The sequence below is a fragment of the Bordetella sp. H567 genome (genome assembly GCF_001704295.1).
Taxonomy (GTDB): domain Bacteria; phylum Pseudomonadota; class Gammaproteobacteria; order Burkholderiales; family Burkholderiaceae_B; genus Bordetella_C.
Map to the genome: position 1 here is coordinate 2,560,128 of NZ_CP012334.1, position 18,383 is coordinate 2,578,510.

Annotated in this window: 17 protein-coding genes; 11 read left to right on the forward strand and 6 right to left on the reverse strand. The window is 67.2% G+C overall.

From position 1 onward, the window contains the following. Positions 1-13: 13 nt before the first annotated feature. Both AKI39_RS11505 and AKI39_RS11510 read right to left on the reverse strand, forming a co-directional pair. Entirely contained in the window at positions 14-739 is a 726-nt protein-coding gene (locus AKI39_RS11505) for an enoyl-CoA hydratase/isomerase family protein (protein WP_066635873.1), read from the reverse strand. Further along, positions 736-1,917 (reverse strand): CaiB/BaiF CoA transferase family protein, encoded by a 1,182-nt coding sequence (locus AKI39_RS11510; protein ID WP_083229098.1) that lies wholly within the window; start codon positions 1,915-1,917, stop codon positions 736-738. The genes AKI39_RS11505 and AKI39_RS11510 overlap by 4 nt, the downstream gene beginning before the upstream one ends. 155 nt (positions 1,918-2,072) lie before the next feature. Between AKI39_RS11510 and AKI39_RS11515 the strand changes: the two genes are divergently transcribed. From AKI39_RS11515 to AKI39_RS11545, 7 genes are all read left to right on the forward strand, one after another. Beyond that, a complete protein-coding gene (locus AKI39_RS11515) occupies positions 2,073-3,368 on the forward strand; it encodes a M20/M25/M40 family metallo-hydrolase (RefSeq protein ID WP_083228779.1) in 1,296 nt (431 codons plus the stop codon). Positions 3,369-3,530: 162 nt separating this feature from the next. Beyond that, the gene (locus tag AKI39_RS11520; RefSeq protein ID WP_145925249.1) at positions 3,531-3,998 is read left to right on the forward strand and encodes a MarR family winged helix-turn-helix transcriptional regulator; all 468 of its coding nucleotides are present in this window, start codon (positions 3,531-3,533) and stop codon (positions 3,996-3,998) included. Between the two features lie 312 nt (positions 3,999-4,310). After that, on the forward strand, positions 4,311-5,273 hold the full coding sequence (locus tag AKI39_RS11525) for an amidohydrolase family protein (protein WP_066635877.1): 963 nt from the start codon (positions 4,311-4,313) through the stop codon (positions 5,271-5,273). A gap of 28 nt (positions 5,274-5,301) precedes the next feature. After that, positions 5,302-6,057, forward strand: coding sequence for a maleate cis-trans isomerase family protein (locus tag AKI39_RS11530; RefSeq protein ID WP_066635878.1), 756 nt, complete (start codon positions 5,302-5,304; stop codon positions 6,055-6,057). Positions 6,058-6,191: 134 nt separating this feature from the next. Next, positions 6,192-7,031 carry an alpha/beta fold hydrolase gene (locus AKI39_RS11535; protein WP_066635879.1) on the forward strand — a complete coding sequence of 280 codons (840 nt, stop codon included), beginning with the start codon at positions 6,192-6,194 and terminating at the stop codon, positions 7,029-7,031. 37 nt (positions 7,032-7,068) lie between these two features. Further along, complete coding sequence (locus tag AKI39_RS11540; RefSeq protein ID WP_066635881.1) at positions 7,069-8,109, forward strand: 2,5-dihydroxypyridine 5,6-dioxygenase; 1,041 nt, start codon at positions 7,069-7,071, stop codon at positions 8,107-8,109. 27 nt (positions 8,110-8,136) lie between these two features. Beyond that, positions 8,137-8,772 (forward strand): N-carbamoylsarcosine amidohydrolase, encoded by a 636-nt coding sequence (locus AKI39_RS11545; RefSeq protein ID WP_066635884.1) that lies wholly within the window; start codon positions 8,137-8,139, stop codon positions 8,770-8,772. A gap of 70 nt (positions 8,773-8,842) precedes the next feature. On the opposite strand, the gene AKI39_RS11550 is transcribed toward AKI39_RS11545, so the two are convergent. From AKI39_RS11550 to AKI39_RS11565, 4 genes are all read right to left on the reverse strand, one after another. Next, positions 8,843-9,358 carry an aromatic-ring-hydroxylating dioxygenase subunit beta gene (locus AKI39_RS11550; RefSeq protein ID WP_066635886.1) on the reverse strand — a complete coding sequence of 172 codons (516 nt, stop codon included), beginning with the start codon at positions 9,356-9,358 and terminating at the stop codon, positions 8,843-8,845. 95 nt (positions 9,359-9,453) lie between these two features. Then, positions 9,454-10,743, reverse strand: a complete 1,290-nt coding sequence (locus AKI39_RS11555; RefSeq protein WP_066635889.1) for an aromatic ring-hydroxylating dioxygenase subunit alpha — start codon at positions 10,741-10,743, stop codon at positions 9,454-9,456. Positions 10,744-10,777: 34 nt separating this feature from the next. Then, positions 10,778-12,058: an NAD(P)/FAD-dependent oxidoreductase gene (locus AKI39_RS11560; protein WP_066635893.1), complete on the reverse strand. Its 1,281-nt coding sequence runs from the start codon at positions 12,056-12,058 to the stop codon at positions 10,778-10,780. A gap of 4 nt (positions 12,059-12,062) precedes the next feature. After that, positions 12,063-12,374, reverse strand: coding sequence for a non-heme iron oxygenase ferredoxin subunit (locus AKI39_RS11565; RefSeq protein ID WP_066635896.1), 312 nt, complete (start codon positions 12,372-12,374; stop codon positions 12,063-12,065). A gap of 376 nt (positions 12,375-12,750) precedes the next feature. On the opposite strand from AKI39_RS11565, the gene AKI39_RS11570 reads away from it, so the two are divergent. Genes AKI39_RS11570 through AKI39_RS11585 form a run of 4 tightly spaced genes read left to right on the forward strand, consistent with a single transcriptional unit; the run spans position 12,751 to position 18,366 of the window. Further along, positions 12,751-13,854 (forward strand): TRAP transporter substrate-binding protein, encoded by a 1,104-nt coding sequence (locus tag AKI39_RS11570; RefSeq protein WP_066635899.1) that lies wholly within the window; start codon positions 12,751-12,753, stop codon positions 13,852-13,854. Positions 13,855-13,872: 18 nt separating this feature from the next. Beyond that, entirely contained in the window at positions 13,873-16,281 is a 2,409-nt protein-coding gene (locus AKI39_RS11575) for a xanthine dehydrogenase family protein molybdopterin-binding subunit (RefSeq protein ID WP_066635905.1), read from the forward strand. Positions 16,282-16,288: 7 nt separating this feature from the next. Further along, positions 16,289-17,131, forward strand: a complete 843-nt coding sequence (locus AKI39_RS11580; RefSeq protein WP_066635908.1) for an FAD binding domain-containing protein — start codon at positions 16,289-16,291, stop codon at positions 17,129-17,131. Beyond that, on the forward strand, positions 17,128-18,366 hold the full coding sequence (locus tag AKI39_RS11585; RefSeq protein WP_066635911.1) for a xanthine dehydrogenase family Fe-S subunit: 1,239 nt from the start codon (positions 17,128-17,130) through the stop codon (positions 18,364-18,366). The genes AKI39_RS11580 and AKI39_RS11585 overlap by 4 nt, the downstream gene beginning before the upstream one ends. The last annotated feature ends 17 nt before the right edge of the window (positions 18,367-18,383 follow it).

Sequence of the window (18,383 nt, forward strand, 5' to 3'; positions counted from 1 at the left end):
TTGCCGTGCCCGCCTAGCGGGGCGCATCCAGATAGGCGGCGATGCGCTGCTTCAGCCCCGGCGCGGCCGCCGACCGGACCAGCCGCGCCAGGTCTTCGTCGGTGCCCCGGTCCGCCAGCGTGTCGTACAGCGCCGTCCGGCTCGCGGCGGGCAGTTGCGCCGCGCGCGCGGCGGCCTGGCTGCGCAGGGCAGGCCATTCGTCGCGCGATGCCATCGCCTGCACGAAGCCCATGTCGCGGGACTGCGCGGCATCGAAGGTGGCGGCGGTTTCGAGCAGCGCGCGCGCGGCCTGGGTGCCCACCAGCGAGGCGAAATGGCGCGTGCCCAGCACCAGCCCGAATTTCAGGCCCGGCATGCGGAAAGTGGCTTCCTTGTCGGCGTAGCGCAGCCGGCAGGCGGCGAACAGGTCGACGCCGGCGCCGAAATTGCGGCCATGCGCCAGCGCCACGGTCAGGCAGGGCGAGCCGCGCAGCAGCTGCAGCAGCGTTTCGATGCGCACGAAGCGCAGCAAGAGGTCGCCCTCGGACTGGACGTCCACATCGGCAAAGTCGAAGCCGGCGCTGAAGTTCCTGCCTTCGCCTTCCAGCACGATGACACCGGCGTTTTCGCGATGCGCGTCTTGCACCGCGTCGATCAAGGCCTCCACCAGGGCGGCCGACAAGGCGTTCATCTTCTCCGGCCGGTTCAGCCGGATATGGAAGGCGTCGCCGTCCCGCTCGATGCGCACCAACCCGCTCATTTCGCGGTCTCCGCGGTCGCCCGCACGGCCCGCAGGGGCGCCAGGATTTCCTCGTTATGCTCGCCCAGTCCCGGCGGCCGCTGGCGGATGGCGCTGGCCCGGCCGTCGAAGCGCACCGGCATGCCGAAGGTGCGGGTCTTGACGCCATTGGGCAATTCCACCGGTTGGACCCAGCCCATATGGGCGACCTGCGGGTCGTCCAGCACCTGGGAATAGGAATTGATGGGCGCGCAGGGCACGCCGGCCTGGCGGAATCGCGCCAGCCAGTGCGCCGCGTCCTGCTGCAGGAAGATCTCTTCCAGCATCTCGCGCAGCGTGTCCTGGTTGCGGGCGCGCAGGCTGGTGTCGGTAAAGCGCGGATCGGCGTACCAGGCCTCGCGGCCCACCACGGCGCACACGCTCTTCCATAGCGCGTTGTTGCCTGCCGCCATGCCGAAATAGCCGTCGCGGCAGCGGAAGGCCTGGTAGGGCGCATTGCGCGGATGCGCGGACCCCAGCTTCACGGGATCGCGGCCGCTGCCGAAGAACTCCGACGTCTGCAGGGCGGCGATGCCCAGCGTCGCGCCCAGCATCGATACATCGATATGCGAACCGTGGCCGGTGGCCTGCACCTCGCGCAGCGCGCTGACGATGCTGAAGGCCCCATACAGGCCGGCGGAAAAATCCGCCAGGGGGACACCGCACTTGACCGGCGCGCCGCCTTGTTCGCCCGTCACGCTCATGATGCCGCTCATGGCCTGGATGGTCAGATCGAAACCGCCTTCCTGCGCGCGCGGCCCGGATTGGCCGTAGGCCGAGATCGAGCAATACAGCAGGCGGGGATTGCGTTCGCGCAAGGCGGCATAGCCCAGGCCCAGGCGCTCCATGACGCCGGGGCGGTTGTTTTCCAGCAGCACGTCGGCACCCGCGATCAGGTCGCGCGCCAGTTCGACGTCCGCCGGGTCTTTCAGGTTCAGCGTCACCGAACGCTTGTTGCGATTCAGTGAAGCGAAGTTTTCGCTGTAGCCCTGCGAGATCGGCGGCCAGCTGCGCAGCGTATCGCCGCCCTCGGGGTGCTCGATCTTGACGACATCCGCGCCCATATCGGCCAGCAGCATGCCGCAGAAGGGGCCGGCGGCGACGTTGCAGATTTCGACGACCGTGATGCCGGACAAGGGTGCAACCATGGGATCTGGCATATCCATATTTCCTAAAATTTGGGATATAGCTAATGAAATTTGAAACTCCGGGCCAGATTAGCACCGCCTTCGCCGGCGCGTCTACTGGCGCTGTCCCCAGGCACGATCCCGATTTATCATCGTCGGACCACAACACGGAGGAAGGAGAAATCGCCATGTCATTTGCTTCGATGCAATTGCGCCGCGCCGCGACGGCCGCGCTGCTCGTCCTGGCGGCCCTGGGCGGGGCCGCCAGCGCGGCCGAGCCGGTCGCCGACGTCCTGGATGCCGCCAAGGCGCAGCAGCAGCCCATGCTGGATACGCTGCGCGGCCTGGTCGGCTTCGAGTCCGGCAGCCGCGACGTCGAGGGCGTGGAGCAGATCGCCGGCTACGCCGCGGAAAAACTCAAGGCGCTGGGCGGTTCGGTGCAGATCATCAAGCCCACCGACGTCTTCCGCATGGGCGATACGCCGGACGTGATCGGCCCCATGGTGCATGCGGAGTTCAAGGGCAAGGGCAGCAAGAAGATCATGCTGATCGCGCACATGGACACCGTCTATCGCAACGGTATGCTCAAGGACCAGCCTTTCCGCGTGGATGGCGATCGCGCCTACGGCCTGGGCATCGCGGACGACAAGCAGGGCGTGGCGCTGGTGATCCATACCGTCGCCTTGCTGCAGAAGCTGAAGTTCGATGACTACGGCACCTTGACGGTGCTGTTCAACGGCGATGAAGAGATCAGCTCGCCCGGCGCACGCAGCACCATCACGCGGCTGGCTTCGGACCAGGACGCGGTGTTTTCCTTCGAGGGCGGCGGCACCCATGGCGACTTGCGGCTGGCCACCAGCGGCATAGGCGCGGCCTACCTGACGGTGGAGGGGCGGACCTCGCATGCGGGTTCGCGGCCGGAGGGCGGCGTGAACGCCTTGTACGAGTTGTCGCACCAGGTCCTGCAGCTGGACGACCTGTCCAAGCCGGAGGACGGCCTGAAGCTGAACTGGACGGTGGCGCAGGCGGGCACCAATCGCAACGTGATCCCGGGCAACGCGACTGCCCAGGCCGACGCCCGGGCGCTGCGCGTGGCCGACTTCGATGCATTGCAGACCGCCCTGCAGGAACGCATCAAGAACAAGCTGCTGCCCGAATCCAAGGTCAGCGTGAAGTTCGAGGTGCGCCGCCCGCCGCTCGAAGCCACGCCGGCATCGCGGGCGCTGGCCGAGCATGGCAAGGCCATCTACCAGGAATTGGGCATGCCGATGAACGTGGTGGACCGCGCGGCCGGCGGAGGCACCGATGCCGCGTTCGCCGCCCTGAAGGCGCGCGGGCCCGTCATAGAAGGGATGGGCGTGAACGGATTCGGGGCGCATTCCAACGCGGCCGAATACATAGAGATCAAGACCATCGTGCCGCGCATGTACCTGACGTCGCGGATGATCATGGATATCTGCAACGGCAAGGCAGCCGTCCAGTAAGGCCGCGGCGGGGAAGGGACGGGCCAGGGCGATGGTGTAATATTCAGTGTACTAACAACTTTGCGGCCCGTTCGCAGTCCTCACCCCATGGCAGACGCGGATATTCAGACCAAGCCAACGAAAAGGCGGCGCGCCCCGGCGGCGTCCGCCGCGGACGATACCGTGTTCGCGCCCGCCAAGCAGGTGCTGTGGGCCCGCCCGGGGTATCTGGTTCGGCGGCTGAACCAGATCCATTACGCGATGTTCTTCGAGGAATGCCGGACGCAGAACATCACGCCGGTGCAGTATGGCGTGCTGACCGCGCTCTCGCTCAGTCCCTGGATGGACCAGACCGCCATCGGCATGGAGCTGGGGCTGGATCGCACGACCACGGCGGACGTCATCAAGCGCCTGCAGGAACGCGGCCTGGTGCAGCGCCGCGTCAATCCCAACGACAAGCGGTCGCGGCAAGCCGTCATCACGGAAGAGGGACTGCGCATCATGGGCCTGCTGCAGGCCGGCATGGCCCGTGCACAGCAGCGCCTGCTGGAGCCCCTGTCGCCGCGCAACCGCCAGATCTTCATGAAGCTGCTGTCCACGCTGGTGGAAGCCAACAACCAGTACGGCCGCGCGCAACTGCGCGCCTTCTAGCCTTCCCGAGCAGGGCCGCGCCAGGCCGGACCAGGCAGGCGGGACATGCCGCCCGCACCGGGGCGCGGTTCGGCCGCGGCCCTTGTTTTCGCCTGCATCCCCCGTATCCAGGATTTCCCTAATTTGTCAGTACGCTGACTATAAAGTCAGTATACTGAGATCTCGTTCCGGCGGCCCTGGCGCTGGCCGGGACGCCGCGCGGCTTGGCCACGGCTCGCGATGCAGGGGCAAGGCGCGGATTCATACTCAGTATGCTGATAAATATGGTCGGGAGCATCCCGACGCGGCAACAGACCCAAGAGGAGCACAGGTATGGCCAGGGTGCGCAAGATCGCCTTCGAGGAACACTACACAGCGGTGGGCTTCAAGGACTATACGAAGAGCTTCTCCCAGCATATCGACCCGGCGGTCTTCGCCGATCTCGCCGCCAGGCTGGAGGACTTCGACGAGGTACGGTTGCGCGAAATGGACGAGGCGGGCATCGACTACGTCATCCTTTCGCAGACGGGACCCGGCGTGCAGGCCGAACCGGATGCCGCGCTGGCGCTGCAGCGCGCGCGGCAGAACAACGACTTCCTGGCCGAGCAGGTGGCCCGTCATCCGGACCGCTACGGCGGCTTTGCCGTGCTGCCGATGCATGATCCGGCCATCGCCGCGCGCGAGCTGGAGCGCTGCGTGGGGCAATACGGTTTCAAGGGGGCGCTGGTCAACGGCCATACCAACGGGCGCTATTACGACGATGCCGCCTATGACGCCTTCTGGGAATGCATGCAGGCGCTGGACGTGCCCATGTACCTGCATCCGGTCGATCCCTACGTCGTGCCGCATGCCTACCGCGGCCATCCCGAGCTGGTCGGGGCCTCCTGGGGATGGGGCGTGGAGACGGCCTCGCACGCGCTGCGCCTGCTGTTCGGCGGGGTGTTCGATCGCTTCCCCCGGCTCAAGCTGATACTGGGCCATATGGGCGAGGGCCTGCCGTTCCAGCGCTGGCGCTTCGATAGCCGCTTCGCGGTGTACTCGCACGGCATCACGCTGGCGCGTGCGCCGTCGGAGTACATCGGCAGCAATATCGTGATCACCACGTCCGGCGTGTGCTCGCCGCATACCCTGCTGGGGGCCATCGCGGAGATGGGCGAGGACGCCGTCATGTTCTCGGTCGACTATCCCTATGAGTCGACGCGCATCGCCGCGCGCTTCATCGAAGAGACGCCCATGGACGAACGAATCCGCGAAAAAATCTGCCACGGCAACGCCCGCCGCCTGTTCAAGCTCTGACCGCCACCGCGCATCGCAGGAGTCCACCATGCAACGTACTTACCGCATCGGCCAGATCGTGCCGAGCTCCAACACGACGATGGAAACCGAGATCCCGGCCATGCTGCTGGCGCGCCAGCAGATCCGGCCCGAGCGTTTCACCTTCCATTCCAGCCGCATGCGCATGAAGAAGGTCGTGAAGGAAGAGCTGGCGGCGATGGACGCGGAGTCCGACCGCTGTGCCGTGGAACTGAGCGACGCGCGCGTGGACGTGCTGGGCTATGCCTGCCTGGTGGCCATCATGGCGATGGGCCCGGGCTACCATCGCCAGTCGGAAAGCCGCTTGAAGGCGCATACCGCGGCCAACGGCGCGGACGCCCCGGTCATCACCAGCGCGGGCGCGCTGATCGATGCGCTGAAGGTGATCGGCGCGCGCCGCATCGCCGTGGTGGCGCCTTACATGAAGCCGCTGACGCAGCTGGTGATCGACTACATCGCCAATGAAGGCTACGAGGTGGTGGACCACCGCGCGCTGGAAATCCCGGACAACCTGGAAGTGGGGCGGCACGATCCGGCGCGCCTGCCGGCCATCGTCGCCGGCATGGACCTGTCGCGCGCCGACGCGATCGTGCTGTCGGCCTGCGTGCAGATGCCATCGCTGCCGGTGGTCGCACAGGTCGAGGCGATGACGGGCAAGCCGGTGATCACCGCCGCCATCGCGACGACGTACGCGATGCTGAAAGCGCTGGACATGGAGCCCATCGTACCGGGCGCCGGCGCGCTCCTCTCGGGAGCATATGGGTAGGCCCACCCCCGAAGCGCTGCGCGCTTCCCCCTCAAGGGGGCGACGCTGGCGGACCGGCGGAGCCGGATCCGCGGCGTCCCCGATGTGATAGACCAGCTTCATGCGACCAGTGGCGCTTGCGCCTGGAGATCGAGATGGCTACGACCTTATGCTATGGCGCTAACGCGCATGCCAATGGCATCCGGCAGCACTATCTGCGCTATGCGCCCGCGCGGGCGTCCATGCCGGGCGGTGGCGGGCCGGATCCGGTCATCATCGTGCCGGGCATAACCAGCCCGGCCGTTACGTGGGGCTTCGTCGGCGAACGCTTCGGCCAGGTCTTCGATACCTATGTGCTGGACGTGCGCGGCCGCGGCCTGTCGCAGGCGGGACAAGACCTGGACTACAGCCTGGATGCGCAAGCCGAGGACGTGATCGCGCTGGCCCAGGCGCTGGGGCTGGCGCGCTACAGCGTGGTGGGCCATTCGATGGGCGGTCGCATCGCCATCCGCGCGGCCAGCCGCAAGCCGGCCGGCCTGGCACGGGTGGTGGCGGTCGATCCGCCGGTGTCCGGGCCGGGGCGGCGCGCTTACCCATCGCAGCTGCCCTGGTACGTGGATTCCATCGCGCAGGCGCGTCGGGGCATGGACGCCGAGGCGATGCGGCGGTTCTGCCCGACGTGGACCGAAGACCAGCTGCGCCTGCGCGCGGAATGGCTGCACACCTGCGACGAGCGCGCCATCCGCCAGAGCTTCGACGAATTCCATACTCAGGATATCCACGCCAACCTGCCAGCCATGGACGTACCGCTGCTGCTGGTCACGGCCGAGCGCGGCGACGTGGTCAGGGACGAGGATGTGGCGGAGATCCGTGCGCTCAAGCCGGGAACGCTGCATACGCGGGTGCCAGGCGCCGGACACATGATCCCCTGGGACAACGAGCCGGGATTCTACGCCGCCTTCGGGGATTTCCTGGGCGCGCGGCTGCCGGGATAGGAACGGGGTCGGCGGTGGACAACGCAAGGAGCGAACGATGCCAGTAAGCGACTATGAAATGATCCGCGCCTGGAAGCGGGTGCTGACGCTGTCGAAGCTGCAACCGGGGCAGGCGGTGACGATCCTGACCGGCGCGGCCACGCATCCGCAGACGCTGTCCACGGCGCTGATCGCGTGCCAGGACATGGGCGCGATCGTCAATCGCCTGGACCTGCCGCCGGTCAATGGCGAAAAAGCCCTGAGCCGCGATGCGTTGGCCTACCTGGGCACCACGCCCCTGACGGGCAACAAGGCCGCCATGGCCGCGCTGAAGGCCAGCGACCTGGTGCTGGACTTGATGACGCTGCTGTTCTCGCCGGAGCAGCACGAGATCCTGCAAGGCGGTACGAAGATCCTGCTGGCGGTCGAACCGCCGGAAGTGCTGGCCCGGCTGGTGCCTTCCGAGGCCGATCGCACGCGCGTGCAGGCCGCCGCGCGACGGATCGTGTCCGCCAAGGAGATGAAGGTCTCGTCGGCCGCGGGCACGTCGCTGGTATGCCCGCTGGGTGAGTTCCCCGCGATCAGCGAATACGGCTTCGTCGACGAACCGGGCCGCTGGGACCACTGGCCCAGCGGCTTCGTGCTGACCTTCCCGAACGAAGGCGGCGCCACCGGCACCATCGTCATCGACCGCGGCGACATCGTGCTGCCGCAGAAGTCCTATGCCAGCGAGCCTATCGTCCTGACGATCGAGAACGGCTACGCCACTCGCATCGAGGGCGGCGTCGACGCGGAGCTGCTGCGCACCTACATGGAAACCTTCCGGGATCCCGAAGCCTATGCGATCTCGCATATCGGCTGGGGCCTGCAGCCGCGCGCGCACTGGAGCACCCTGGCGATGTACGACCGCGAAGCGACGCTGGGCATGGACGCGCGTGCCTACGAAGGTAATTTCCTGTTCTCGCTCGGGCCGAACAACGAGGCCGGCGGTTCACGTACGACGGCCTGCCATATCGATATACCGCTGCGACGCTGCACGGTCGCCTTGGACGGCACGGAAGTCGTGCGGGATGGAAAGGTGGTCAACGAAGACGCGTAGATAGACCGCGAAGCGAAGGGATGAAGCATGGAAAGCAAAGAGCAAACCTACAAGCGGCAGGGCTTCGGCGCCACGATGGCGCCGCGGCCGCCTTATGGCCTGCTGATCGTCGACCTGGTCAACGGCTTCGCCGATCCCGCCGTGTTCGGCGGCGGCAATATCCCGCAGGCCATCGGCAATACCGTGCCGCTGCTCGATCATGCGCGCCGGCAAGGCTGGCCCATCGCGCACACCCGCATCGTCTTCGCCGACGACGGCGCGGACTCGAACATCTTCAGCATCAAGGTGCCCGGCATGCTGACGCTGAAGGAGCACGATCCGCGCAGCGCCATCGTGCCGGAACTGGCGCCGCGCGCCGGCGAACTGATCGTGCGGAAAACGGTGCCGTCGGCTTTCTTCGGCACGGGACTGTCCTCCTGGCTTGCCCAGCGGGGCGTGCAGACCCTGCTGGTCGCCGGCGCCGTCACCAGCGGCTGCGTGCGCGCCAGCGTGGTGGACGCCATGCAATACGGCTTCCGGCCGCTGGTGGTAGCGGACTGCGTCGGCGACCGCGCGCTGGGACCCCACGAGGCCAATCTGTTCGATATGGCGCAGAAGTACGCCACGGTGATGGCGCGCGACGAGGCGCTGGAAATCATTGCCTCGTCACCTTCCGGCCTTTGACGGCTATCGGTTCCAGGCACAAAAATGACGCGCGTACCCGCATGTACGCGCCATTTGGTAGGTCTGGCCGCTATACCGGATACACCAGGTCATTCGCCAGGATTTCGGTGTCGTAGATCACCTGGCGCTGCTTCAGTTTCAGTGCGCCGTCGACGCGGGTGAAGACGTCGTGGTAGAAGCCCGCCAGGTGCAGCGTGGTGGGGCCTTCCACCAGGGTCTGCATCAGCAGGAAGGACGACTGCGCTTCGATTCCCTGTTCCGATTCTTCCAGCACGCGGGTATTCGTCACCAGGTGCCGCATATAGCGCGGCGCGAACATCTGCGTGCGTGAGATGGCCACGGCGCGGTCGTGCATCATGTCGCGGCCTTCGGCGTAGACCAGGCCGACCAGCATCCCGCGTTCGGCGTTTTCGCGCGCGGTGACCCGGTACAGGCCGTCCTCGATGAAGAAATCCGGCCAGCTTTCGATCTGGTTGGCGTCCAGCACGGCGCAATAGTCGGCGTGAAACTCTTCGATTTCCTGGCGCAGGGCGATGGCGCGCGCCGGGTCGATGCGGCGAGAAACGTACGCAAAATTCGTTTTCATCTCAGTGGTCCATTGCGCTGTGCGCCACGTGCATCGCAAGAAACGGGTATGGCTGGATGGGGGAAGCGCGCAGCGCTTCGGGGATGGGTTTCATCCTACAGCTCCATGACGGCGCGGTAGTAGCTGTACATCGACCGGATCGCCGCTTCCGATATCAAGGTGTTGGACGTACCCAGCTTGTTGGATTCGAGCTTCAGGACATTGACGTCGCTGGTGGAGCGGCGCACGCCTTCCTGCACGAACTTCATCGCCTCGTTGTCCTCCAGGCCCAGGAAACCGGCCGGGCCCATCAGGTTGCCCTGCCGCAGCCGATGGCGGGTCATCTCGGGCGTGTCGTCCTCGTAGCCGAACATTGTCCATTGCATGATCATGCTGTCCGGCCCGTTGGGGATGATGTGGCGCACGCCCAGCGTATTCATCTCGCGCTGCACGATCAGGTTGGGCCAAACGGTCTGCATGGTCACGGACCACGGCGAATCGAATTCCCTGACGTATTCCAGGAAGCGGTCGTCGCGCAGGCGCAGCCCGTCGTGGAAGGACCGCATCTCTTTCTTGTTTTCCTCGCTGACGCTGGCGTACTTGTCCTCGCTTTTGGCCGACGCCATGGTGCCGTGGCGGCCATGCACGCCGTCGACCAGCATGGCCGACTTGTTGCCGGCCACGAGCAGGCCGAAGACCACCAGGAAGGAATGCAGCAGCGTCGCGTGGTAGGGATCCTTCAGGTTCTCGTGATACATCTTCCAGTTGCAGGGCAGTTCGTTGCGGTAGTAGCCCAGTATCTTCAGCGGCTTGCCGGGGAAGACGGTATCGAAGTCGGCCAGGATTTCCGGCGTCAGGTATTCGTCTATGGGCTCCACGTCCGCCAAATACGAGGCGAAGACCACCCCGTGCCGCGTGGTCACGTGCAGCCGCCGCAGCCCGTGCTCGTCGTTGCGGAAGTCCTTGGGCATGCCGCCTTCCTTGTTCACGCCCCGCTTGAACGGGATGCCCTGCAGATTGCCTTTCAGGTCGTAGGACCACTGATGGTAGGGACAGACGAATTCCTTCGTATTGCCCTGCGCGTTGCGGCAGAATTCGGCGCCGCGGTGCGCGCAGCGGTTCTCGAACACATGGATCGACCCGTCGTCGGCGCGCGAAACCACGACGGGCGTCGCCCCCACGTAGGAGCGCTTGTAGTCGCCGGGATGGGGAATCTCCGCTTCCAGGGCCACGTAGTTCCAGGTGCGGCCGCGGAAAATCCGCTCCATTTCCCGTTCATAGATCGCGTTGCTGGTGTAGACCCAATCGGGAATCGCATGCAGGGCGTCCTCGGGCCAGCGGCATTGCGCCAGTTCGGCGTCCTTGTCGGCGCCGGTGCGGCCGATGACAGTCTGGGATTGGTACATGTAGGCTCCTTGCGGTATGCGTGGGCGCCGAGGGTCAAGCCGGCGCGGCGGCCTGCTGGCAGGCCTTGATCCAGGGTTTCAGGGCGGCGCTCGCATCGGCGAACCCCGCGGGGTCGATGCGGGTACCGCGCTCGAACAACACGCGCATCTGGCGCAGGTCCGCCGCCGCGTTCACCGCGACACCATGCACGGGCAGGCCGTCGCGATGGCCCAGCCAGATCAGCCTGGGCGCCTGCGCGCCCGGTTCGGCGTCGCCGCGGCAGGTATAGACGAGGTCGCCGTCCGGCATGCCGAGCATCTGGATATTGCAGCCGAACTGGTCGGTCCAGAACCACGGATAGGGCGGGGCCGGAGGCTCGGCATCCAGCATCGCGGCAGCCGCCACCCGTGCCTGCTCGTTGGCGTTCTGCCACGATTCGAGCCGCGCATGGCGCCCCAGGAAGTCGCGGTGCTGGCTGGCGCAGTCGCCGATCGCCAGGATGTCCGGGTCCGAACTGCGGCAGCAGGCGTCCACCCGTATGCCGCCGTTATGCGGATCGATCTCCAGGCCAGCCGCGCGCGCCAGCGTGACCTCCGGTTGCAGGCCGATCGCCACCACGATGGCGTCCGCGGGCAGGGTTTCCCCACTATCCAGTACCAGCCCGGCGGGTGTGCGTCCGTCGGCCTCGCACGCCACGGAGGCGATGCGGGCGCCCAGGCGCAGGCGGGCGCCCGAGGCCGCCGCGCGCGCCGCCAGCCAGCGCGAAAACGGCGCGGGCAGGGCATTGGGCAGCAGGCGTTGCGCGCTCTCGATGACGGCGACCTCGGCGCCGCTCGCCAGCGCCGTGGAGGCGACCTCCAGGCCGAGGAAGCCGCCGCCCACCACGACAACGCGGGCGCCGGCGCGCAGGCATGCCCGCAATCCACGCGCATCGTCCAGCGTTCGCACATAGTGCACCTTGGGCGTGCCGCGCGGCAGGGCGGGAAGCTCTCGTGCCTGGCCGCCCGTGGCCAATAGGCAGCGGTCGTAGGCCAGCACCGTACCGTCCGCCAGGCGGATCTCGCGCCGCGCGCGATCCAGGGCCAGCGCCTCGATGCCGCGCATCAGCCGTATATCCTGCTCGGCATAGAAGGTATGGGGATGAATGGCCGCGGCGTGTTCGGCGTCCGCGTCGCGCAACACCGCCTTGGACAGCGGGGGGCGTTCGTAGGGCGCGTGCGGTTCGCGGCCGATCAGCGTCAACGGTCCGGTATAGCCCAGCGCGCGCAGGGCATTCGCCGCCATGGCCCCGCCCTGGCCGGCGCCGACGATCACGATGGATGCGGGGGCGGCCATGGGATCACCTGGAAACGTCGGCCAGTATGTCACTGCCTTCGACCTTGACCGGATACACGCGGATGTCGCTGATGGCCGGCGCGCACAGGACCTTGCCCGTGCGGATATCGAAGCGGGCCTGATGCAGGGGGCATTCGATGCAGCCGTCTTCCAGGTAGCCCTCCGACAGCAGCGCATACGCGTGCGTGCACACGTTGTCCGATACGAAGAATTCGCCCGCACTGCGATACAGCGCCAGCTGTTTGCCGCCGGCTTCCACGGCCATGACCTCGTCGTCTTCCAATGCATCGGTCGCGGCGATTCGGGTCCAGTTCATGTCAGTCTCGTCAGTATGCTGAGTAATTGTGGTCAGTGTACTGCGCATAAAAAGACGCGACGTCCTAGGGATTTCCCGGGTTGGCCGCGGCGGCGCATGGAGTGGAGGAATCGCCCGCATCGATGAGCCGGACGATGAAGGGAAAACCCTGTATTTAGCGGCCCAACATGGTGCGCGGATGTGCCGGCAGGGCGCCTGGCCGCGCCATCGTGGCGCATGGTTTTTGGCCGAGGCGCTGTGCCGCCGGATACTCGGGTAATCATCGTTGACACCCCAAAACTCTCTCAGTATGCTGACTAACAAGTCAGTGTACTTACGGTTTTTTTCGTACATTAATCCGTGCTCGCGCCGCACCCCAGAATCTAGGAGCAGAGTTATGCAACGACGCCGTTTCCTTACACAGGCCGCGGGTGCCGCGGGCGCGGGCCTGGCCGCCGTCGCCGCGCCCGCGGTCGCGCAATCGAACCCCTCCGTGCGCTGGCGCATGTCCACCAGCTGGCCCAAGAGCCTGGACACCATCTACGGTTCGGCGGACGAGTTCTGCAAGCGCGTTGGTCAATTGACGGACGGAAAGTTCGAAATACGTGCTTTTCCCGGTGGCGAAATCGTTCCCTCCGCGCAGAACATGGACGCCGTGAGCAACGGCACGGTGGAATGCAACCATGTCCTCAGCACCGCGTATATCGGCAAGAACACCGCCTTGACATTCGACACCGGCCTGTCCTTCGGGCTGAACGCGCGCCAGCACAATGCCTGGATCCACTACGGGGGAGGCATGGAGCAGCTGCGCGCGCTCTACAAGAAGTACAACATCGTGAACCACGTCTGCGGCAACGTGGGCGTGCAGATGGGCGGCTGGTACCGCAAGGAAATCAAGTCGGTGGCGGACTTGAAGGGCCTGAACATGCGCATCGGCGGCATCGGCGGCATGGTGCTGTCCAAGCTCGGCGCGATTCCGCAGCAGATCCCGCCCGGCGATATCTATCCGGCGCTGGAAAAGGGCACGATAGACGCGGCGGAGTGGATAGGCCCGTACGATGACGCCAAGCTGGGCTTCAACAAGGTCGCGCCCTTCTATTATTCGCCGGGGTGGTTCGAGGGCAGCGCGTCGATCACCACCATGGTGCACGACAAGGCGTGGGAAGCACTTCCTGCCGCGTACAAGGCCGCCTACGAATGCGCGGCCGGCGAACAGACGATGCGCATGCTGGCCAACTACGATGCGCGCAATCCGCAGGCGCTGCGCCAGCTGATCGCCGGCGGCGCCAAGGTGCGCTACTTCCCCAAGGAAGTGATGGACGCGGTGTACAAGGCCTCGCAGGAGCTGTGGGACGAGCTGTCGGCCAATAATCCGGATTTCAAGGCGCTTTATCCGGGATGGAAGAAGTTCCAGCAGGATGAGGCCGGCTGGTTCCGGGTCGCGGAAAGCGCCTTGGACAACTATACGTTCGCCGAGGTGACGCGGGCGCAGTCCAAGTAAGCGGGACAGGGGGCAAGGATGACGATGGAACACGGCGGGCCCGCCGGCGCGCGCAAGGCCGAAGGCGTGGGGGCGCGGGTCCCGCGCAAGGAAGACGCGCGCCATCTGCACGGCAAGGGCAATTTCGTCGCCGACATGGCGATGCCGGGATTGTCCGAGGTGGCGTTCCTGCGCAGTCCGCTGGCGCATGCGCGCATCGGCGCGGTGCGCGTGGACGCCAGCGTGGCCGGCTGTGTCGCGCTGCGTGCCGACATGGCCGACTGCAGGGACATCGTCGCCGATTCGACGCTACCCACCTACCAGTCATCGGCCCAGCCGCCGCTGGCGGCCGGCAAGGTGCGCTTCGTCGGGGAGCCGGTGGCCATGGCCTTCGCGCCCACTCGGGCAGAGGCCGAGGACAGTATCGAGCTGCTCGACGTCGACTACGAAGACCTGCCCGTATATGCCGATGTGTTTTCCGCGCAGGCCGCCAGCGCCGATCTCGTGCACGCACAGTGGAAGGACAATGTCTTCGTGACGTTGACGGCCGACAAGGACTTCGACGCCCATGCCGCGCAGGCGGAAGTCGTCGTCAAGCGCAATATGCGGCTGGCGCGCCAGTGCATGGTGCCGATGGAGGGCAAGGCCGTCCTGGCGTACTGGGATCATCAGGCCGACCAGCTGGTGGTGTACAGCGCCACCCAGGTGCCCCACATGATCCGCACCATCCTGGCGGAATGCCTGGGGCTGGACCAGGGGCGCGTGCGGGTGATTTCTCCGGACGTGGGCGGTGCGTTCGGCTACAAGTGCGTGCTGCAGCAGGAAGAGCTGTGCATCGCCTGGCTGGCCAAGACGTACAAGCGCCCCTTCCGCTTCATCGAGGACCGCCGCGAGCACTTGACCGCCGGGGCGAATTCCCGCGAACACCATTACGAAATGACGGCCTACGCCGACCGGCGCGGCAAGCTGCTCGCGCTGGACGCACGCGTGACGGTCGACGGTGGCGCGTATTCGGTCTGGCCTTTCACGATCGGCCTGGAGCCCGGCCAGGCGGTGGGCAACCTGCCAGGGCCCTATGCCTTTCGCGGCTATCGTTGCGTGACCCGCGCGGTGGCCACCAATAAGCCGGGCTTCGTGCCGTATCGCGGCGTGGCGCGTACGGGCGTGTGCTTCGCCATCGAGCTCATGATGGACGCGATCGCCCGCGAAGTGGGCCGCGAACCCTGGGACGTCCGCCTGGAGAACCTGGTCCAGCCGGAGCAGATGCCCTACGTGAACGTGACCAACAAGCACCTGGACAGCGGCGACTATCCGGCCAGCCTGCGCAAGGCGCTGGAGATGATAGACGCCCCGGGCGTGCGCGCGCGCCAGCAACGCGGCGAGACCGATGGACGGCTGATCGGGTTGGGCGTGGCAACCTACACCGAACAGGCGGCACATGGCACGTCCGTCTTCGCCACTTGGGGCACGCCGGTGATCCCCGGCTTCGACCAGGCCACGGCGCGCATCACGCCGGACGGCGGCCTGGAAGTCCGGGTCGGCGTGCATTCGCACGGGCAAGGCATGGAGACGACCTTCGCCCAGATCGCCAACGAGATACTGGGCATCCCCGTGGCGCGCATCAAGGTACTGCACGGCGATACGGGCCAGACGCCGTATTCCACCGGCACCTACGCGTCGCGTTCGCTGGTCATGTCGGGTGGCGCGGTCTCGCAGGCTTGCAAGCGCCTGTTGCCACGCGTGCTGCACATCGCGGCGCATCTGCTGCGCACGCCCGTCGAACAGCTTTCCGTGGGCGACGGCCGCTTCGCCGCGAACACCGCGCAGGACACCCGCTCGGTGTCCATGGGCGAGGTCGCCGATGCCTGGTACCTGCGGCCCCATCTGTTGCCGCCGGATGTCGATCCCCTGGGCCTGGAAGTGACGGTGGGCTATAAGCCCAAGGTCGACACGGGCTGCTTCACTTATGCCAGCCAGGCGGCCACGGTGGCCGTGGATCCGGCCACCGGCGGGGTGGAGATCCTGGACTACGTCGTCGTGGAAGATTGCGGCACGATGATCAATCCCATGGTCGTGGAGGGCCAGACCATCGGCGGCATCGCGCAGGGCATCGGCACGGCGTTCTATGAAGAGACGCCGTACGACGCCAACGGCCAGCCGCTGGCCTCGACGCTGGCCGACTACATGTTGCCCGGCGCCACCGAAGTCCCCCACATGCGTATCCATCATTTCGAGACACCGTCGCCGCATACGGAGTTCGGCGCCAAGGGCATGGGCGAGGGCGGCGCGATCGCGCCGCCGGCGGTGCTGTTCAACGCGGTGAACGATGCGCTGCGCGCGCTCGGCGCGGCCGAACTGGCGCAAACCCCGCTTACCCCTTACCGCGTGCTGCAGGCGATCGCGCAAGGCCGGCGGTGCGAAGAGAGCGGACAGGCCAGGGCGGCGTGAGGCATCCATGAAAGCGGCGAAATTCGACTATATCCGGCCGGAGTCGGTGGAGCAGGCGCTGGGCGCCCTGCGCCAGCATGCCGGCCAGGCCAAGCTGATGGCGGGCGGCCAGTCGCTCGGGCCCATGCTCAACTTGCGGCTGGCCCGGCCGGCGATGGTGATCGATATCTCGGGCCTGCAAGCCTTGCGCGGCGTGACTCGGGACGGCGATACGGTGCGCATCGGCGCGGCCGTGACGCATGCGGAGATCGAGGACGGCGTGCATGCGGCCTTGCGTGATTCCCCCATGCGCGAGGTGGCCGCCGGCATTGCCTACCGCGCGGTGCGCAACCGCGGCACCCTGGGCGGCAGCCTGGCACACGCCGATCCGGCGGCCGACTGGGTGGTGGCGATGGCGGCGCTGGGCGCGCGCATCGAGGTGGCCGGGCCGCAAGGCCTGCGCCACGTCGAGGCGGATGCCTTGATGCAGGGCGCCTACGCCACCGCCATACAGGAAGACGAACTGATACAGGCCGTGCACGTGCCGGCGGGCGGCGCGCGCGCCCGGTGGGGCTACTACAAGTTCTGCCGCAAGACCGGCGAGTTCGCCGAGGCCAGCTGCGCCGCCTGGTTCGACCCGGCCAGCGGGCAGGCGCGCATCGCGCTGGGGGCCCTGGATGGGCCGCCGCGCCTGCTTCCGGGCCTGGCCGCGCGCGTTGCGCGCGACGGTGCGGCGGCATTGGATCCCACGGCGATCGCGCGCGAAGTGGCGGACGCCATGCCGGACAAGGATGAACCCCATCGCCAGCTGCACGCGGCCGCGCTTGCCCGCTGCCTGGCGCGGGCCACGGGCCAAGGACCGCAACCATGACGCAAGTGACGATGGAAGTGAACGGCCGCCGCGTGGCCGAGGACGCGCCGGCCCGCATGCACCTGGGCGATTTCCTGCGCGACCGCCTGCGCCTGACCGGCACGCACCTGGGCTGCGAACACGGGGTCTGCGGGGCCTGCACGGTGCTGCTGGACGGCGCGCCGGTGCGTTCCTGCATCTCGTACGCGGTCGCCTGCGAAGGGCGCCAGGTAACCACGATAGAGGGCTATGACGGCGATCCGGTCATGCGCCGCCTGCGCGAGGCATTCACGCGCCATCACGCCTTGCAGTGCGGCTATTGCACGCCGGGCATGCTGGCGACGGCGCGCGATATCGTCCTGCGCCTGCCGGATGCCGACGAGGCGCGGGTACGCGTGGAGCTCTCCGGCAATCTGTGCCGCTGCACCGGCTATATGGGCATCGTGGCGGCGGTGATGTCGGTGCTTGCCGAGCTGCGCGAGGCTTGCGATGCCCAGGTGGACGGCTTGCGCGCGGCGGCGCGACGCGGCGAAGGCGGCGCGCCCGCGTCGCCAACGCCGGCCGCGTTTGAGGCCTTCACGGCGACGGCATCCGGCGCGGCCGGCGCGCCGGTGGCATCGGCGGCCTCGACCGGGCAGGGCGCGGACGCCGTGTCGATGCCGGCGGGCGTCGCAAGCGGCACGCCGGCGGCAGCCGGCGCCGGCAAGACCAGCCAGATCGACGGCATGTTCGACGTGCCGTTTCCCGCGGATCGCGTGTGGGCCTTCATGGCCGATCTGCCGGCCGTGGCCGCGTGCCTGCCGGGCGCCTCCATCCAGGAACAGCAGGGCGATCGCGTCAAGGGCACGATATCGGTCAAATTCGGCCCGATGCGCGCGGCCTTCAATGGGGCCGCGCGGCTGGACCGGGACGACGCGGCGATGCGCGCGGTCTTCCGCGGGGCGGGGCAGGATACGCTCAGCCGCTCACGGGCCAATGGCGACATCGTCTATCGCGTCGAGGACGCCGGGGCCGGGGCGGCGCGTGTTCATGTCGAAATGGCCTACTCGCTACAGGGCCCGCTGGCGCAGTTCTCGCGTTCCGGACTGGTGCAGGATTTCGTGCGGCGCATGATCGCGGACTTCGGCCGCAACGTCGCCGCGCGCATGTCCGGCACGGCGGCCGTGCAGCCGGCGCAGGCTTCGTTCAATGCATCGGGCATGTTCTTCCAGGTGCTCTGGACGCGCATCAAGCGCTGGCTGGGACGCGGCGGCTGAGGCCGCCGCCGTATCCG

Excerpts from the sequence above, each read along its gene's own strand:
- AKI39_RS11505 (WP_066635873.1), bottom strand. The coding sequence starts at position 739 with ATGAGCGGGTTGGTGCGCATCGAGCGGGACGGCGACGCCTTCCATATC.
- AKI39_RS11510 (WP_083229098.1), bottom strand. The coding sequence starts at position 1,917 with ATGCCAGATCCCATGGTTGCACCCTTGTCCGGCATCACGGTCGTCGAA.
- AKI39_RS11515 (WP_083228779.1), top strand. The coding sequence starts at position 2,073 with ATGTCATTTGCTTCGATGCAATTGCGCCGCGCCGCGACGGCCGCGCTG.
- AKI39_RS11525 (WP_066635877.1), top strand. The coding sequence starts at position 4,311 with ATGGCCAGGGTGCGCAAGATCGCCTTCGAGGAACACTACACAGCGGTG.
- AKI39_RS11530 (WP_066635878.1), top strand. The coding sequence starts at position 5,302 with ATGCAACGTACTTACCGCATCGGCCAGATCGTGCCGAGCTCCAACACG.
- AKI39_RS11535 (WP_066635879.1), top strand. The coding sequence starts at position 6,192 with ATGGCTACGACCTTATGCTATGGCGCTAACGCGCATGCCAATGGCATC.
- AKI39_RS11540 (WP_066635881.1), top strand. The coding sequence starts at position 7,069 with ATGCCAGTAAGCGACTATGAAATGATCCGCGCCTGGAAGCGGGTGCTG.
- AKI39_RS11545 (WP_066635884.1), top strand. The coding sequence starts at position 8,137 with ATGGAAAGCAAAGAGCAAACCTACAAGCGGCAGGGCTTCGGCGCCACG.
- AKI39_RS11550 (WP_066635886.1), bottom strand. The coding sequence starts at position 9,358 with ATGAAAACGAATTTTGCGTACGTTTCTCGCCGCATCGACCCGGCGCGC.
- AKI39_RS11555 (WP_066635889.1), bottom strand. The coding sequence starts at position 10,743 with ATGTACCAATCCCAGACTGTCATCGGCCGCACCGGCGCCGACAAGGAC.
- AKI39_RS11560 (WP_066635893.1), bottom strand. The coding sequence starts at position 12,058 with ATGGCCGCCCCCGCATCCATCGTGATCGTCGGCGCCGGCCAGGGCGGG.
- AKI39_RS11565 (WP_066635896.1), bottom strand. The coding sequence starts at position 12,374 with ATGAACTGGACCCGAATCGCCGCGACCGATGCATTGGAAGACGACGAG.
- AKI39_RS11570 (WP_066635899.1), top strand. The coding sequence starts at position 12,751 with ATGCAACGACGCCGTTTCCTTACACAGGCCGCGGGTGCCGCGGGCGCG.
- AKI39_RS11575 (WP_066635905.1), top strand. The coding sequence starts at position 13,873 with ATGACGATGGAACACGGCGGGCCCGCCGGCGCGCGCAAGGCCGAAGGC.
- AKI39_RS11580 (WP_066635908.1), top strand. The coding sequence starts at position 16,289 with ATGAAAGCGGCGAAATTCGACTATATCCGGCCGGAGTCGGTGGAGCAG.
- AKI39_RS11585 (WP_066635911.1), top strand. The coding sequence starts at position 17,128 with ATGACGCAAGTGACGATGGAAGTGAACGGCCGCCGCGTGGCCGAGGAC.